Origin of the sequence: Sphingobacterium sp. BIGb0116, assembly GCF_024808035.1 — a bacterium.
Lineage (GTDB): Bacteria > Bacteroidota > Bacteroidia > Sphingobacteriales > Sphingobacteriaceae > Sphingobacterium > Sphingobacterium paramultivorum.
Genome location: NZ_JANUDT010000007.1, coordinates 1 through 16,042, shown reverse-complemented (window position 1 = coordinate 16,042; position 16,042 = coordinate 1). Strand labels below are relative to the sequence as shown.

The 16,042-nt window shown below is 38.3% G+C and carries 12 protein-coding genes and 2 tRNA genes; 7 read left to right on the top strand and 7 right to left on the bottom strand.

The window, feature by feature from the left end:
• The first annotated feature begins 116 nt into the window (after window positions 1–116).
• A complete protein-coding gene (locus tag M2419_RS16725) occupies window positions 117–2,468 on the top strand; it encodes an outer membrane beta-barrel family protein (RefSeq protein WP_259255416.1) in 2,352 nt (783 codons plus the stop codon).
• Window positions 2,469–2,866: 398 nt separating this feature from the next.
• On the opposite strand, the gene M2419_RS16720 is transcribed toward M2419_RS16725, so the two are convergent.
• The 6 genes from M2419_RS16720 to panC form a co-directional block, all read right to left on the bottom strand.
• On the bottom strand, window positions 2,867–3,508 hold the full coding sequence (locus M2419_RS16720) for an FKBP-type peptidyl-prolyl cis-trans isomerase (RefSeq protein WP_259255415.1): 642 nt from the start codon (window positions 3,506–3,508) through the stop codon (window positions 2,867–2,869).
• Window positions 3,509–3,583: 75 nt separating this feature from the next.
• Window positions 3,584–4,051: a thioredoxin family protein gene (locus tag M2419_RS16715; protein ID WP_259255414.1), complete on the bottom strand. Its 468-nt coding sequence runs from the start codon at window positions 4,049–4,051 to the stop codon at window positions 3,584–3,586.
• A gap of 14 nt (window positions 4,052–4,065) precedes the next feature.
• Window positions 4,066–6,402, bottom strand: coding sequence for a TonB-dependent receptor (locus M2419_RS16710; protein ID WP_182330716.1), 2,337 nt, complete (start codon window positions 6,400–6,402; stop codon window positions 4,066–4,068).
• 361 nt (window positions 6,403–6,763) lie between these two features.
• Window positions 6,764–7,126 carry a hypothetical protein gene (locus tag M2419_RS16705; RefSeq protein ID WP_088163055.1) on the bottom strand — a complete coding sequence of 121 codons (363 nt, stop codon included), beginning with the start codon at window positions 7,124–7,126 and terminating at the stop codon, window positions 6,764–6,766.
• Between the two features lie 120 nt (window positions 7,127–7,246).
• Window positions 7,247–7,597 (bottom strand): aspartate 1-decarboxylase, encoded by a 351-nt coding sequence (gene panD, locus M2419_RS16700; protein ID WP_088163054.1) that lies wholly within the window; start codon window positions 7,595–7,597, stop codon window positions 7,247–7,249.
• A 44-nt stretch (window positions 7,598–7,641) separates the two neighbouring features.
• A complete protein-coding gene (gene panC / locus M2419_RS16695; protein WP_259255413.1) occupies window positions 7,642–8,502 on the bottom strand; it encodes a pantoate--beta-alanine ligase in 861 nt (286 codons plus the stop codon).
• Between the two features lie 148 nt (window positions 8,503–8,650).
• Here panC and M2419_RS16690 point away from each other — a divergent pair, with 148 nt between their 5' ends.
• The 4 genes from M2419_RS16690 to uvrC all read left to right on the top strand — a co-directional run bounded on the left by M2419_RS16690 (window position 8,651) and on the right by uvrC (window position 14,674).
• Window positions 8,651–9,469 (top strand): glycogen/starch synthase, encoded by an 819-nt coding sequence (locus tag M2419_RS16690; RefSeq protein WP_070570107.1) that lies wholly within the window; start codon window positions 8,651–8,653, stop codon window positions 9,467–9,469.
• Window positions 9,470–9,790: 321 nt separating this feature from the next.
• Window positions 9,791–10,270 (top strand): 2-C-methyl-D-erythritol 2,4-cyclodiphosphate synthase, encoded by a 480-nt coding sequence (gene ispF / locus M2419_RS16685; RefSeq protein WP_070570337.1) that lies wholly within the window; start codon window positions 9,791–9,793, stop codon window positions 10,268–10,270.
• Between the two features lie 240 nt (window positions 10,271–10,510).
• Entirely contained in the window at window positions 10,511–12,781 is a 2,271-nt protein-coding gene (locus M2419_RS16680) for a transglycosylase domain-containing protein (RefSeq protein WP_153845740.1), read from the top strand.
• 93 nt (window positions 12,782–12,874) lie between these two features.
• Window positions 12,875–14,674, top strand: a complete 1,800-nt coding sequence (gene uvrC, locus M2419_RS16675) for an excinuclease ABC subunit UvrC (RefSeq protein ID WP_153845739.1) — start codon at window positions 12,875–12,877, stop codon at window positions 14,672–14,674.
• 76 nt (window positions 14,675–14,750) lie between these two features.
• On the opposite strand, the gene era is transcribed toward uvrC, so the two are convergent.
• Window positions 14,751–15,629 (bottom strand): GTPase Era, encoded by an 879-nt coding sequence (era, locus tag M2419_RS16670; RefSeq protein ID WP_070570335.1) that lies wholly within the window; start codon window positions 15,627–15,629, stop codon window positions 14,751–14,753.
• 114 nt (window positions 15,630–15,743) lie between these two features.
• Here era and M2419_RS16665 point away from each other — a divergent pair.
• Window positions 15,744–15,816, top strand: a tRNA-Met gene (locus M2419_RS16665).
• A 56-nt stretch (window positions 15,817–15,872) separates the two neighbouring features.
• Window positions 15,873–15,945, top strand: a tRNA-Met gene (locus M2419_RS16660).
• Window positions 15,946–16,042: the final 97 nt, after the last annotated feature.

The window sequence follows — 16,042 nt, the reverse complement described above, 5'->3', positions numbered from 1 at the left end:
GCATTAGCATTAGCCTCTGGGTAATTTTATTTATTCAGAGGTTAATTTTTAATGTAAAATCTGTTTATACATTATTTAACTTTAATGATATGCTTTTATTTCTTTAAAGAGCGTGAATGAAATTTATATTTACTTTAATTTACTTTGTGGTTTGTAATAATTCTTTGTTTGCGAATAAAAGGGCTTTTTCAGATAGTTTTTGTAATACAAAAATGCTACATGGTACTGTAGATACTTTAAAGAAGAACTTATTAGACACAGTGGATGTAACAAGTAATTATAAAACTTTCTTTATTGATTCTTTACAAAGAGAAGAGGGGTTAACGGCCTATGATGTTTTAAGTAGAAATCCAAATTTCAGACTGACAGATGGTGAGGTTTATTATAGGGATAAGTTGTTAGATATAATTAAAGTAAACGGTCAGGTATTTAAATTCACATCCCCTTTGGAACTTCTAAAAATGTTTCCGGCTAACATACTTTCATCTTTTTCCTTGAGCCCTTATACTGATCCTTTAAACAGTTTTTTGGGGAATAATAATAAAGATGTTAATTCGATTGATTTGAGGACTCCTAGCGGAAAAATTTTGGGGATATTAGGTTCTGGGGCTTTGAAGTATAATTTTAGAAAGAAGTTTGATTTCTTAGCGAATACCATAATTTTTAAAAATAATAAAAATTTTGTTGTCGACTTTAATTTAAATAACAACGCATGGGATTGGGGGGCAGTTATAGATGCGAATTCGAATAAGATAATGAATGGTAGTTTTTCGGTTCAGAATAACCTCAAATTTAGGAATGGGGAATTTAATCTTAGTTTTAATTTCAACAGAAGTCAAAGCTTAACGAAGGATTATTTTCTTAATACTATAATAGTAATTGATAGTATTGATAATTCAGTTTTTGAAAGAATCCAAAAGAGTAATAGTAATAATATTAGTTTTAATACGTCTTTTAGTAAATTTTATGAAAAAATTTATTTCGATGTAACTTCTGGTTTTCAATATAATCAAAGTTTTACTAGTGTTAATAATTCAAATGAGTTAACACAAGAATTTCGTTCAGATGATTCTATTCACTCAAAAAACTATAATGGGAGTTTTAATTTGGGGTATAAAATCTATAAAGATCAATTATTTATTGTTGGGGGTGCAGGTTTTGGCGGAGGGCAAATTGATGGGAGGAATAAATTTATAAAAGAACATACAGAGAATTATGTGTTTAGTAATTCAAATAGTAATTTCTTTCAACCCAAGCTGTCTTTGAAATTTAATGTTAAAAAGGTGTTTTTTTGGGAAATCTATCATAATTTTAGCAATTCACTATCATATTCTAGTAATATAATAAATAGGAGTAAGGCAGAAACATTATTAAAAAATCAGCTAACGCATACTGGTACTATATTAAAATACTCTAAAAAGACTTTTGATTTCAATACAAATGTATATTACGAAAAATCAAGTAGTAGGTTTGAAAATAATGTAAATAGGTCTTATTTGGATCAAAATAGTGGTATTTTAAATACATCAAGTGTGTCAAATAGGTTATTAAAATCAAAACTGAATCTTACATTATCCCTTTCTAAATCTTTGGTATATCCATCTATAGGGCAAAAAGATCCAACTATTGTTGCTGTGACAGATAACTACGCAAGCATTGGAAATCCAAATTTGAAAAATCAGTCATTGCTAAATTTAAATTGGAATGGAAGCTATCTGATTAATAATACCGATAATGCAAGCTTAAGTTTTGCAAGATCAATTAATAGAAATAAAATTGTTGAAAATCTTTTTGTACTGCAAAGTGATACTGTTATTTCCGGTATTAAGTTTTCGAAGGGAGGGCGTTTATTAACGTTTTCCAATTCTGTAGATGATAGAAGTCCAAATACTACAATTTCTTTTTTATATAATAAGAGCAAATTTTTAATAGATAACTTGAGTTTGCAACATGGTCTTTCATATTCTGCAAATCGGACAGAAAGATTTATTGCTACAAAAAATTACACAGATGTTTCTAGAGGTTACCGTGGAAATTTAAGTGTAGGATATTTGAAAGATGTGTTTTCCATAAATACTAATTACAGTTTTTTTTTGAATAGAAATGAATATAATAGTGTTGAAGGTATTGGTGAGAAGGAGGTTAATCAGACAATTAATCATAACTTTACGACTAACTTAAGATTTAACTATTTTGTGCTGTTTAATATTGAGTTGAGAAATATGTATGATGCTATAAGGTATTCTTCCGATCTATTTGAGAATAGTCGTACAGATCTAATTTTATCTCAAAAATATTTAAAAAGAAAACTGGAATTTAAGCTTAATATCTTTGATCTTTTTAATCAGATGAAACAAAATAAAGTTATTAATAATGATTTTTTGATCACTAAAAAATCTCGAACTGATTTAATCGGAAGGTACTTTATGTTAAATATTACGTATAGATTTCAGAATTTGAGTTCATAGATTTTACCAAATATTTGTATAGACGATGCCTATGCATAAATTGGGCTTTACAATATCCCAACTCTATATTAGATTTGGGGATAGACTCAAACTCGAAAGAAGTTTTTAAGTTTTTAATCCAATGACACAGTTTGTGTTACACACCCAAAGGGACTTTTCCGCAAAATGTGTAAATACAAAAATACAAGTTCAGTTATGTTGAATTATTACTTTGACAAAGTTTTCGTTTCAGTCTCGAAAGAACCCCCAGAAAGTGTCGAACTTTTTGGGGGTAGTCCATTTTGGGTAGCTTCCTTCTTATATGTATTTCTGCCTGAAGTGTCATTTCAAATATTTAACCCTTTAGGACTTGATCTTATTTTTTGGACGGCTTTATTGTGTGTCTATATTTGTATTTTTTAGTTGGAAGTAGCTCTAGCAATATCTGTTACTTCAATAGTATACACAACCGGAGAGTTTTTAGGGACAGTGACATTTTCTGTGCCTTTATATTCTTGATTATCATATGCGAATACCGAAGATGAAACAAATCGAATCTTAGAACCTTTTTGTAGTCCTTTTGGTAGCAAACCACCTAATTTAGCATCTTGGCCATTTTGATTAAGTGTTTGTGGCACAAATGCATAATACCAGCATATTCCAAAATTCTGTCTAATTGCCAATAGTAAATTGGAGAAATTAGCTGGAGTACCTTCTTTGCTTTTACTAAAAACAGTTCCATTTTGATCCGTAAGTTGACCAGTGTAATTTACACTGATTGATGGGTAGCCATTTTTATAATCATAAGAATCTGACTGACCTACAGCAAGAACTTCATACCAAATTCCGGAAGAATCGGATTTAACTGGATTTTGAAAATGTGTTTTGGCATATTGCTCAAGTAAGGGAGCCTGAGCTTTTCTTGTAGAATCAATTCGGATCATTTCTAATCTTTGTTTTTCTTGTTCAGCTGCCCAGTCAATGCCATCGCTTTTACTACAAGATGCGAAGATCGTTCCCAGACACAAAAACGCCATTAATAATTTCGTGATATTTTTCATAATTTCTTAAAGTGTGTATTAATTATAAAATCCAAAACGCAGGAATAATGGAGTTCGCTACAAGTAAATGTTAAATTATTCTAAAAAAACAGCTAACTCCTTTGAGTTCAGGTATTTTTGTCGTATACTTTTTAGACGAAATTCGCTATCAAAACGTAGGAGAGTTGGGAAGATCATTTTTCTTCCTTTTAGCAATTGCAAAGCTAAAGGATGGTATTGTCCTGTTTTCTTTCTTTTGCTTAAGGGCCTCCATATACTTTGGTCAAAAGCAATGTCTTGGATAGATTCTGCATCTAAATGAACGGCATAGTAACGCTTGTTGATTAATTGGACAATCTCCTTTTTTGTAAAGATTTCCTGTTCCATTTTCCGGCAATAGCTGCACCAATCCGTATGAATAAAGAGGAGCGTTTCGCGCGGTGAAACAGTCAGGAGTGAATCCAGTTGTGCAAAATCAATCCAATTTATCCGCTCCTGTCCATGAGAACTGAGCGGATAAAAGAATAGGATCAATAGCACATATATTTTTTGGAAATGCTTCATATCCCAAATCCATGTTAATGAAAATGACCAACACGAAGGCCAAATGTATAAGTTCGGGGGCGTGTTGGACCATAGATATAATCTGAATCACGTAGCGCTCCCTTGTCGAAGTCCTTCTGAAAAGCATTGAACATGTTTTGTACACCACCAAAAATTTCAATGCTGAAATCTTTATGTATTGGAAAGGTGTACCCTAAGCGGAGATTTAATTCCACAAAGTCCCGGGCATTTTTAAGGGTCATTACATCTTGTTGAATATGTGGAACAATCATTTTTCCAGTGTACACGCCCGTCAGATCGATCGCAAATTGTTTGGTCGCTTTCAGGTTGCTATTCATATAACCATAGATATTTGGCGTACGGACATATTTCTTGGTGAGGATGTCCTGCCCGTCTTCTTTTCCTGTATAGATGAGTTGGTCTTTCTTATAGCGAGAACGCTGGATCGTCCCACCAGTTTGGAAAGAAAACCAGGAGGATGGCGCAATATTGATTTCAATATTGGAACCATACACCCGGGCTCCTTCACCATTTTGCATTTCCTGGATAATCAATCCATCTTTTTCAGACGCCATGACGTTGACAAACTGATTGTTTAGATCCGTGTAAAATCCTTCCACGAGCAAACTTGTCTGTACATTTCCAAAATTTTTATTGTAGCTAAAAGAGCCTGTATAGGCATTGGAGTATTCTGTTTTCAGATTTTCACCGATCAATACAAATACTTGGTTTCCGCCAATGGAAGTGACGTGCATGTCCTCATTAAATGCTTGTGGTGCACGGAAACCCCGTGCATAGCCTCCTCTAAATTGAAGGTCTTTTGTGATATCGTATAATATTGTCAATCTGGGGCTGAAAGTACCAAAACGCTGATCCGAGTTTCGGTTTATACCTGCGAGACTATATTTGCCGTCAACATAGGTGTAATCGTATCGCGCTCCGATTAAGGTTTTAAAGTTGCTTAAAGGCTTCCATTCGTATTGGGCATAACTCCCTAGTCCTTTGTTCTGCTGATCAATGGTTCGTTTATACCCTGGTATTTCATCCTGGGTATTGTTGTATGAAAACTCCACTCCGGCAGTAAATACATCTCTTTCAAAGTTGTAGGTATATTGTCCCCCGGCAACTAGCGCGATATCATTCGTTTTTCCATAGGCATTTGCGGCTAATGTGCTGTCCGCAAGGGTTGTTCCACCTCCAAGACCGCCATAGTAGCTGTCGCGAACAGTTTTCTGCACAGAGCCATACAACGACATTTTTTGCTTATAATCTGTGGAATAGTGATCGTATGTGATTCCGCCAACAAGCGAACTGGTTTCCAATTGCTCGGTAATCTGCGTCAGGTGCGGTACTTTATCGAGTTGATCACCACCGCGGCGGAACTCATTCACGGTGCTAAAATCAACCGTTATCTTATCCAGGTCACTCGGTTTGTAAAATAGTTTTGTGCCGAACGTGGTGTTACGAAGTTTGGTTATTTCCGAAAAACCATCGCCATTTGCATCGTAAGCTTCCCGATTACGGTGCATACCGTAGAATGTGGCTCCTCTTTTGAGGTCTTCCGAAACGGTAGAGGTATTAAAATCCACTGTATTATCCCAGCTTTTGCCGCCAATGAGTGAATTGGTGGATTTTACCTGCCAGTCGTTTTCTACAGGATCTTTTGTAATAATATTGATTGTTCCGGCGATCGCATTGGCACCAAATAATGCCGAACCACCACTGCGCACAACCTCAATACGATCGATCATACTCGTTGGAATCTGATCCAATCCGTACACGCTATTTAATGCGGAAAATACCGCCCTACTGTTGATCAATATTTGTGAATAGGGGCCCTCGAGGCCATTCAGGCGGACTTGTGAAAAGCCGCAATTCTGGCAATTGTTTTCTACCCGTACACCCGGCTGATAATTCAATGTTTCCGACATGGCAACTGATTGTGTCGCATTAAATAATTTTGGACCGATGACATTGACAACCACGGGGGCGTCCTTACGTTTGACGCCATAGCGTGTAGCCGAAACAACAACCTCATCCAAATTGAGGTTGTCTTCTTCCAGTTGAATTTGCAAAGGCGACTTCAACGTGTCTAAAGAGATGACTTTGCTGAAGGAGCGATAGCCCACTGCCGATATATTTAAGGTTACTTTTTGCGTTGGTATTGCAGACAGCTTAAAGTACCCATTTGGATCAGATGTAGTTGCGAGCTTGCTGTTTTTTAAAGTCAGTGTACCAGAAGGAACCGCCTCATGGTTTTTGTTAAATAAGTAGCCTTCAAGTTTTGATTGGGCGTATATAGTGGATGTACCAGCCAGTAATGTGGCCAATAAAGTGTATTGCTTTAGCATCGTAATTTTATAAAAATTTTATAAATACAGGCCTCGTATAGCATGGTCTGTTCCTGGTTATGAACCGCGTTCAAGGCATTGCGTCTTATCGGAAGCAGGGTAATAGCTTGTTTCCGACAAGGTAATGTATGCCAATGAGCTCACTGAAACCATAATGACAGTATTCAGCGAAGGTTTTCGCTATTGTAACAGGGACAATTCTCAAAGAAGAGGCAAATAAAAATGGGATCAAAGCGGTATTTCATGCTGTCGTTCTGGAGCCAAGCGATTTAGCACATGCGTAATGTCTTACTTGTTTGCGCCAAGTTCGTTTGATCGTTATGGAACTAGCGACAGGCCTTCGAAATCTTTGATTTTTGGTTTATGCTAAGCTGGGGGGACCACGTAAGTGGTAATGATCGATCGTTGTGCTGATCGCCTCCGGACAAAATGAATTATAATGTTCTTCTTTTACTTCACGCGGAAGAGGAAGTTCAAGGACGGTAAATTCAGTTTGTACGTAGGTATTGTGATAGATGACATTGAGGTATTCGATTTGGTCATCTGTTTCTTGCGGTTTCTGTTTCTTGGTAAAATCATAAGGGTGGGTGTGCATGACAATTTCACCGGTTGATTTTACCTCTTTGTGCATAAAAACAACACCCGAAATAATAATCAGCGACATTAATACCAATTGGCAAAATGCGATAAGCTGACGTGGGGATTTCGTTGTTTTTCGGTACATAAAAAAGCGCTACTTTTTAGGGTAACGCTTCAAAAATACGATTTTATTTTGTGAGTATTCGTGATCTACTCATTAAAAAAATATGAAATAGCTATATACTAAGCTTACAGTGCTTCCTGATTATTTAATCAGATGATTGTTGTCGTCTGGGAATACAACGGAAGGTTTGAACTGCTTAGCTTCTTCAAAGTCCATGGTTGCGTAGGAAATGATGATAACAATATCGCCTACTTGAACCAAGCGTGCCGCAGCACCATTCAAACAGATAATACCTGATCCACGTTGACCTGGGATGACGTATGTTTCAAGACGGGCTCCATTATTGTTGTTTACGATTTGAACTTTCTCGTTAGCGATGATATTTGCGGCATCCATCAAATCTTCATCTATTGTGATACTACCCACATAATTCAATTCCGCTTGTGTGACTTTAACGCGGTGAATCTTGGATTTCATTACTTCTATTACCATGGCGCAAAGGTAGGGCTTTCTGCTGAATTTGAAAGATTTGTCAATTAATTTGACAAATTATTCAGAATCATATTATCAATCAAACGGACACCTTCGACCCAGGCCGTGACAAGTGCGACATGCTGCTTGCTGAAATCGATGTGATCGACTTCTTTTAACGTTGAACTTTCACATAGCGCAAAGTATTCAACGCTAAGCCCATCGGTGTCTGTTAAAATCTTTAAGGCTTTGTCTTTTATTTCCGCTAGCGGGATAGCGTCATGTATATGATCTTTGACATATTGCAGGGAACGGGAGAGTGCCAAAGCCGTTCTTTTTCCAGCTTCACTTAAGCGCGCGTTTCTAGAGCTCAGTGCTAGGCCGTCTTGATCCCTAATGATAGGACATATCGCCAATTGAATCGCGAGATCCTTCATGGCTATCATGCGTTTGATAACCATGACCTGCTGAAAATCTTTCTGCCCGAAACAAGCAATATCCGGTTGTACCAATGTAAATAATTTATAGACGACCTGGGTGACACCTTGGAAATGGCCAGGGCGTTTTTCACCTTCCCAAATTTGGTCCAGTTCGCCAAGATCGAGATGCCAGACCTCATTTTTATCGGGGTACATCTCATCAACGCTTGGTAAGAAAAGGATGTCGCAATCGACGGATTCCAGTAATCTGATATCGTTTTCGATGGGGCGTGGATATTTTTCGAGATCTTTCGGATCGTTAAATTGTGTGGGGTTAACAAAAATGCTGCAAACACGAATATCACTGATTGGTTTTGCATAATTTAATAAGGACAAATGTCCTTCATGTAAAGCGCCCATCGTAGGGATTAGGGCTATTTTTTGACCTGTTGATCGGGCTTCTTGCAGGTATGCTTGGAGAGATGCTTTCGTTTTGAAAATTTCCACTTTGCTATTTAGTTTTTTGTTGGCAAAGGTGCATAATATTTTGGGAATATAAAACGATGATTAATAGTAAATTGCATAGTAAGTATTTTTTTCGTACCTTTGTAGACCGATTTTACTGTTCGAAAATAATAAATAAAAATAACTGGAGATGGCAAAAACGAAGATATTGTTTATTACTCACGAGATGTCGCCTTTCCTCGAATTAACTAAAATTTCTGAAATTACACGTCAACTTCCGCAAGCGATGCAAGAAAAGGGTTTTGAGATCCGGATCTTAATGCCGCGTTTTGGGAATATCAATGAGCGTAGAAATAGATTACATGAGGTTATTCGTCTTTCAGGCTTGAACATTGTTGTGGATAATAATGATAATCCGCTAATTATTAAAGTTGCTTCATTACCTGCGGCCCGTATGCAGGTGTATTTCTTGGATAATGAAGACTACTTTCAGCGTAAAAAAGTTTTTAGTGATGAGCATGGCGAATTCTTTGCAGACAATAATGAGCGTTCAGTGTTCTTCTGTAAAGGAGCGTTGGAAACTGTGAAGAAATTAGGATGGTCCCCTGATGTAGTACACTGTCATGGATGGTTCTCTGCTTTGGTACCGGCTTACGTGAAGACAACTTATAAAGACGATCCTACATTCAAGGATGCAAAAGTGATGTACTCTTTATTCAATGAAGAATTTAAAGGTACATTAGGTACAAAGTATGCTGAAATGGCGCCAGAAGGTTCCTTTAAAGCAGCGGATGCGCAGGTGTACGGTGATGGTAGTTATGAGGCTATCTATAAAGGTGCTTTGCATTTTACCGATATGGTGGTTGTCGCTGACGAAAATGTCAACACTGAAATAGTTGATTTTGCTCGATCAAAAGATATTCAGGTTTTTGAGCCTAATGGCGATCAGGACTACGATGCTTTTGGAGAAGTGTATGATCAGTTTGCGCCCGAAGAAGTAGAAGCGTAAGCTTTACTTGTCGAAGCGTTTCGAAAAACAAACAGACAATAATATAAAAAAGGCTATTCTCAAGGATAGCCTTTTTTTATGCGTCTTTTTTTTCCTCCGGTCGAACCGTTATTTCAATGATTTTCGTTGCGCTACCTGCTAGAAACCTTTTGTCGCGGTAAATGTAGCTGCGAATTGTTATCTTCGCAGTAATCTGTCATTGTTTTTAGATATCCATACCAGGGGATCTCCGCGAAGATAAATCGGGTTTGATCTATACCTCATAGGTTAGGTTATCAAATAGCATACATTGGCTGTATTTTATTATATATAATTCGTGTAATGAAAATTAAGGTAGGATTTGGATTTGATGTCCATCAGATGAAAGAAGGTCATCCATTTATTGTAGGTGGAGTGCAATTGGAGCATCATGCTGGTGCCTTTGGGCATTCTGATGCCGATGTGTTGGTCCATGCGATATGTGATGCCATTTTGGGGGCCGCCAATTTAGAAGATATTGGCTACCACTTTCCAAATACAGATATGCGCTGGAAAGGCATTAGCAGTTTATTGTTGTTAAAAGAATGTATGGCGCTGATTGCTGCGAAGGGATATACGCTTGGCAATATTGATGCGATGCTGTGTCTGGAAGCTCCTAAGATCAAACCCTATATCCCACAAATGAAAGTTAAACTGGCTGAAGCAACGGGTTTGGATATCGACGACATCTCTATTAAAGCAACAACAAATGAAACGATGGGATTTATCGGTCGTCAGGAAGGGGTGGTTGCCTATGCGGTTTGTTTGATTGAACGCGCGTAGTTCGCCTCAATATTTTCACGTTTAAATTCTTGCTTTTGGCCCAATTAGTAATACCTTTGCCAAAGTAGGGATTCTTGGCACACTATCTGATAGAGTGAGCATTAATGTCTTAATTGAAATCTTTAAAGATCAAAATAATGCAGTATCCAAGTTTGCAAAACACAACTGTGGACGGAAAAATGGGCTATGCAATGCGGTCTTTAAAATGAATAATATTTACGTCTGAAATTTAGTAAATAGATGAAACGAGTATCAAAAAAAAATCAACTTACTGAGGCTGATGTCAAACGGTATACGTTCAATTTTTGGAAAATTATCGTCGGGATCGTCGCGATAGGTTTCCTTTTTATATTGAGTATACGTCTTGGCGTATTTGGAAAATTACCCTCCTTCAGTGATTTGGAAAACCCCAAAAGTAATTTAGCTTCCGAAGTTATCACGGAAGATCATAAGGTATTGGGAACCTATTATGTCCAAAACCGCTCCAACGTAAAGTATAGTGAATTGTCACCTTATTTGGTCAAAGCATTGGTTTCGACAGAGGATAAACGCTTTTATGATCACTCTGGGATTGACTACTCACGTACATTTACAGTTATCTTTCACACCCTTACCGGTAACAAACAGGGGGGAAGTACAATTACACAGCAGCTGGCACTTAATCTATTTTCGGATGGACGGCAAAAGAATTTTCTAAAGCGTGTCATCCAGAAATTTCAGGAATGGATTACAGCTGTTCGCTTGGAAAGAAATTATACCAAAGATGAGATTATTACCATGTATTTTAACACGGTAGATTTTGGTGCTTACAATACATACGGAATCAAATCCGCTGCGCGGACTTATTTCAATACGACTCCGGATAAACTGACAGCTGACCAAGCAGCCCTTTTGGTGGGGATGCTTAAAGGCCCAGGAGCATATTCTCCTGTGCGGTATCCAGAAAAATCACGTACTCGCCGTAATACGGTGTTGAACAATATGGTTGCCGCAAATTTTATTTCGGCTGAGGAGGCTACAAAAGCGAAAGAAAAACCACTTGGTTTAGAACTTAAGATCGCAAATTACGGTGAGGGTTTGGCGCCATATTTTAGAGCGGTATTAAAAGATGAAATCAAAAAGGAATTTGCAAAATTGTCCATCACCAAACCAGATGGCACACCTTATGACCTCGATCGTGATGGATTGAAAATCTATACGACGATCAATATGTCTATGCAGCAATATGCAGAGGATTCGCAAAAAGAGTGGATGAAGCAACTGCAGTCTAAATTTGCTGCGCAATGGAAAAATAGGGATGCTTTTAAAGGGGATAAAGCCAAGTTGCTCATTAGTGGAATGAAGCGCTCTGACCGTTACCGTATTTTGAAAGAAGAGGGCTTGAATGAAGACGAGATCAAAAAGGCCTTCAATGTAAAGGTTCCGATGAATATATTTACATGGAAGGGAAGTGTTGATACGATGATGACGCCAATGGACTCCATAAAGTACAATAAACTCATGTTGCGCAATGCGATGATGTCTATGGAACCGAAGACCGGACATATCAAAGCTTGGGTTGGAGGTATTGACTTTGACCACTTCAAATATGATCAGGTAAAAATGGGTACGCGTCAAGTCGGATCAACGGCGAAACCATTTACGTACGCTGTGGCGATTGACAATGGTTATTCACCATGTTACAGTATTCCCAATTACCAACAAACTTATAACGGATGGACACCAAGAGGAAATGCACAAGGTGGAAACCCGATTACCTTAGCGAAAGCATTGGCTTATTCGCAAAACTATGCGACGGCCTATCTGGTGCACGAAGTTGGTGCTGCGGAAGTAGCTGCATTGACAAAACGGATGGGTATAACAAGTGATGTGCCCAATTATCCTTCGATCTCATTAGGGGCTTATGAAGCGTCCGTCTTTGATATGGTAGGTGCTTATTCGGCATTTGTGAATCAAGGAACTTGGATTGAGCCAACAGCGATCCTACGTATTGAAGATAAAAATGGTACACCAATCTATGATAAAGCACCAAAGGTCGTAAAAGCCTTAAATAGTGAATCGGCTTATATTATTGTTGATATGTTGAAAAAGGTGGTATCCCAAGGTACGGCAAGACGTATTCAATGGATGTATAAGCTAACAAATCCAATTGGCGGTAAAACAGGTACAACCAACGATAACTCAGATGCCTGGTTTATTGGTATTACACCAGAACTGGTTACGGGTGTTTGGACTGGTGCAGAAGATCGAGGCATTAGTTTTGACAGGATGGAGTACGGACAAGGGGCAGCAGCAGCAATGCCAGTATTCGCTTACTACATGCAGAAAGTGTATAAAGATTCAAATTTGAAGTATACCAAAGGTGATTTTGAGCAACCTCAGGGTGGGCTTACCCGTGTCATTGACTGTAATCAGTATTGGGGCGGTGGTGGCTCTGATGTCGAAGATGGGTCTACGGATTCAAGCGGCAAAGATGCGACTAAACTAAAAGATGATCGCTTAGGTTTCTAAGTTATTTTAACGAATACCATTGGGCCAGACAATAAATTTTTTCGAGATTTGTTGTCTGGCTTTTTTGCTGACGGTGTTTGATATTGGAATATAATGGACGTATTTGACTATAGAGAAGAATTAAAGAAGATACCGCATCGACCGGGAGTCTATCAGTATTTTGATAAAAATAACGAACTGATCTATATCGGTAAAGCGAAGGATTTGCGTAATCGGGTCGGCTCGTATTTCGTTAATGAAAATCAGCTGAATGGCAAAACCCGTGTTTTGGTTCGGAAGATCAACCGTATATCTTTTACTATCGTTGACACGGAGATTGATGCTTGGTTGCTTGAGAATTCATTGATCAAAAAGCACAAACCCAAGTATAATGTTCTGTTGAAGGATGATAAAACCTATCCCTGGATTGTCATCAAGAACGAACCTTTTCCGCGGGTTTTTTGGACCAGGCAATATATTAAGGATGGGTCCCGTTATTATGGCCCCTATCCTTCCGTGGGGATGATGCATATTGTATTGGATCTGATTCGTGAATTGTTTCCCCTCCGGACCTGCAATTTGGCCCTAACACAGGAAAATATACGGAAAGGCAAGTTTAAGATCTGTCTCGAATATCAAATTGGAAATTGTAAGGGGCCCTGTGAAGGGTATCAGTCCGAAGACGATTACGATCAGAACCTGAGTGATATCAAGGATATTCTGAACGGAAAGATTGCTGTGGTGACCAATCGTTTAAAGGAGAGTATTGCTACCGCAGCTGCAGCTTTGGATTTTGAAAGAGCGCAGTTAATTAAGGCGAAGCTGGATAAGCTGGACAATTACCAGAGCAAGTCTACAGTGGTCAACTCATCTATTACAAATGTGGATGTATTTAGTATTGCTTCAGATGAGGGCTACGCTTTTGTCAATTACCTGAAAGTCATGAATGGTGTTATTATTCAGACACAGACGCTCGAAATGAAGCGGCGTTTGGATGAGAGTGAGCAGGAGCTTTTAGCCTTGGCCATACCGGAGATTCGGGAACGCTTCAAAAGCCTTTCGCGGGAAATTATTGTACCTTTTGAATTAGATATTGAAGAGAACGAACGGATTCGATTTACGATTCCGAAGCTGGGCGAAAAGAAAAAATTGCTGGAGCTTTCCCAAAAGAACGTGGCATTTTTTAGAAAAGAGCGCCTGTTGCAATATGAAAAGCTTAATCCTGATATTCGGACCGAGCGCATCTTAAAGCAGATGCAAAAAGATCTTCGCATGAATGTGCTGCCACAGCATATTGAATGTTTTGATAACTCGAATATTCAGGGGAATTATCCCGTATCGGCTATTGTTGTCTTTAAGGATGCAAAACCTTCGAAGAAAGATTACCGCCACTTTAATGTGAAAACAGTTGAGGGGCCCAACGATTTTGCTACGATGGAGGAAGCTGTTTTTAGACGCTATAGGCGATTATTGGATGAAGACCAGCCTTTGCCGCAATTGATTATTATCGATGGCGGAAAAGGGCAGCTAGGCGCAGCCTTAAAGAGTTTGCGCTTGTTGGGGATAGAGCGAAAAGTAACCGTCATCGGTATTGCCAAAAGACTGGAGGAGCTTTTCTATCCAGGTGATCAATATCCACTTTATTTAGATAAGAAATCTGAAACCCTCAAGATCATTCAACATCTTCGGGATGAGGCACACCGCTTCGGGATCACCTTCCACAGGAATCAACGGAGCCGGAAAACCTTCGTTTCAGAGCTGGAAAATGTTCCGGGTATAGGTAAAACAACAGTTGAAAAAGTGTTAACTGAATTTAAATCGGTGAAAAAAGCGAAGGAAGCCTCAGATGAAGAGCTAAAAAAAGTGCTTAATCTGAAACAGATTAAAGCACTTCGTGAATATTTTGCAAAGTAAAAATTTACAAGAAAAACAGTTCGTGCAGGGGAGGTCGGTATAAAAAGATCTCCCCTGTACGAATGTTCAATGCGAATTAATCGTCGTAACCGAAACGTTTAAGGTAGTTCTTTTTACTTCTCCAGTCAGGAATTACCTTAACAAAAAGCTCGAGGAATACTTTTCCGTCGATAAACTCTTCAATATCCTGGCGCGCATAGGTGCCGACTTTTTTGATCATGGCTCCCGCTTTTCCAATGATAATATTTTTTTGAGAGTCGCGCTCAACAATAATTTCGGCAGCAATACGTGTGATATTTGCTTCTTCTTTGTAAGATGTAACAATTACTTCTGTACTGTAAGGAATCTCTTTATCGTATAGTTTGAATACTTTTTCACGAATCATCTCAGAGACAAAAAAACGCATGGATTTATCCGTTAACTCATCCTTTTCATAATAGGCTTCGTGAATCGGTAACTTGTCCTTAATGTAGTGCATCACGGCAGCAACATTATGATTTAATTTTGCTGAAATCGCAAAAACGGTATCTGGATTTAATTTTTCCTGCCAAAATTCAATCTTAGCCTTGACCTCTTCTTCCGAAGATTTATCAATTTTGTTGATAAGCACAGCAACAGGGGAATTTGTTTTACGCAATTTCTCCAGGACATCGTTCTCATCGTATTTTTCGTGGATATCTGTCACAAATAAAATAATGTCTGCATCGATCAACGATCCTTGGACAAAATTCATCATCGATTCTTGCAAAGAATAGTTTGGTTTGATAACACCAGGAGTGTCCGAAAACACAATTTGATGGTCTTCATCGTTTACAATACCGATAATGCGGTGTCTTGTCGTTTGCGCTTTGGGTGTAATGATAGACATTTTTTCACCCACTAAAGCGTTCATTAGGGTGGACTTACCAGCATTTGGCTTTCCGATGATACTTACGAATCCTGCTTTATGTGACATTTTTCTAAATTTTATTAGGATTACAAAGAAACAAAATATATCTTTGTACTCCAATTCGGAAGGATCATAATCTTGTTTTTTTAAAAGAAAAAGCAATTTTGTTCAAAAATATATTGCGGGGTGGAGCAGTTGGTAGCTCGTCGGGCTCATAACCCGAAGGTCACTAGTTCGAGTCTGGTCCCCGCTACTAAAAGAAAGAGCCGATTGCAATGATCGGTTCTTTTAAAGAAACTTAAAATACATTGCGGGGTGGAGCAGTTGGTAGCTCGTCGGGCTCATAACCCGAAGGTCACTAGTTCGAGTCTGGTCCCCGCTACTAAAGAAAGAGCCGATTGCAATGATCGGTTCTTTTAAAGAAACTTAAAATACATTGCGGGGTGGAGCAGTTGGTAGCTCGTCGGGCTCATAACCCG

Bases quoted from the DNA above. Each gene is read 5' to 3' on its own strand.
- era (WP_070570335.1), bottom strand. From the start codon at position 15,629: ATGTCACATAAAGCAGGATTCGTAAGTATCATCGGAAAGCCAAATGCT.
- M2419_RS16680 (WP_153845740.1), top strand. From the start codon at position 10,511: ATGAAACGAGTATCAAAAAAAAATCAACTTACTGAGGCTGATGTCAAA.
- M2419_RS16710 (WP_182330716.1), bottom strand. From the start codon at position 6,402: ATGCTAAAGCAATACACTTTATTGGCCACATTACTGGCTGGTACATCC.
- M2419_RS16690 (WP_070570107.1), top strand. From the start codon at position 8,651: ATGGCAAAAACGAAGATATTGTTTATTACTCACGAGATGTCGCCTTTC.
- panD (WP_088163054.1), bottom strand. From the start codon at position 7,597: ATGGTAATAGAAGTAATGAAATCCAAGATTCACCGCGTTAAAGTCACA.
- uvrC (WP_153845739.1), top strand. From the start codon at position 12,875: ATGGACGTATTTGACTATAGAGAAGAATTAAAGAAGATACCGCATCGA.
- M2419_RS16705 (WP_088163055.1), bottom strand. From the start codon at position 7,126: ATGTACCGAAAAACAACGAAATCCCCACGTCAGCTTATCGCATTTTGC.
- M2419_RS16725 (WP_259255416.1), top strand. From the start codon at position 117: ATGAAATTTATATTTACTTTAATTTACTTTGTGGTTTGTAATAATTCT.
- M2419_RS16715 (WP_259255414.1), bottom strand. From the start codon at position 4,051: ATGAAGCATTTCCAAAAAATATATGTGCTATTGATCCTATTCTTTTAT.
- ispF (WP_070570337.1), top strand. From the start codon at position 9,791: ATGAAAATTAAGGTAGGATTTGGATTTGATGTCCATCAGATGAAAGAA.
- M2419_RS16720 (WP_259255415.1), bottom strand. From the start codon at position 3,508: ATGAAAAATATCACGAAATTATTAATGGCGTTTTTGTGTCTGGGAACG.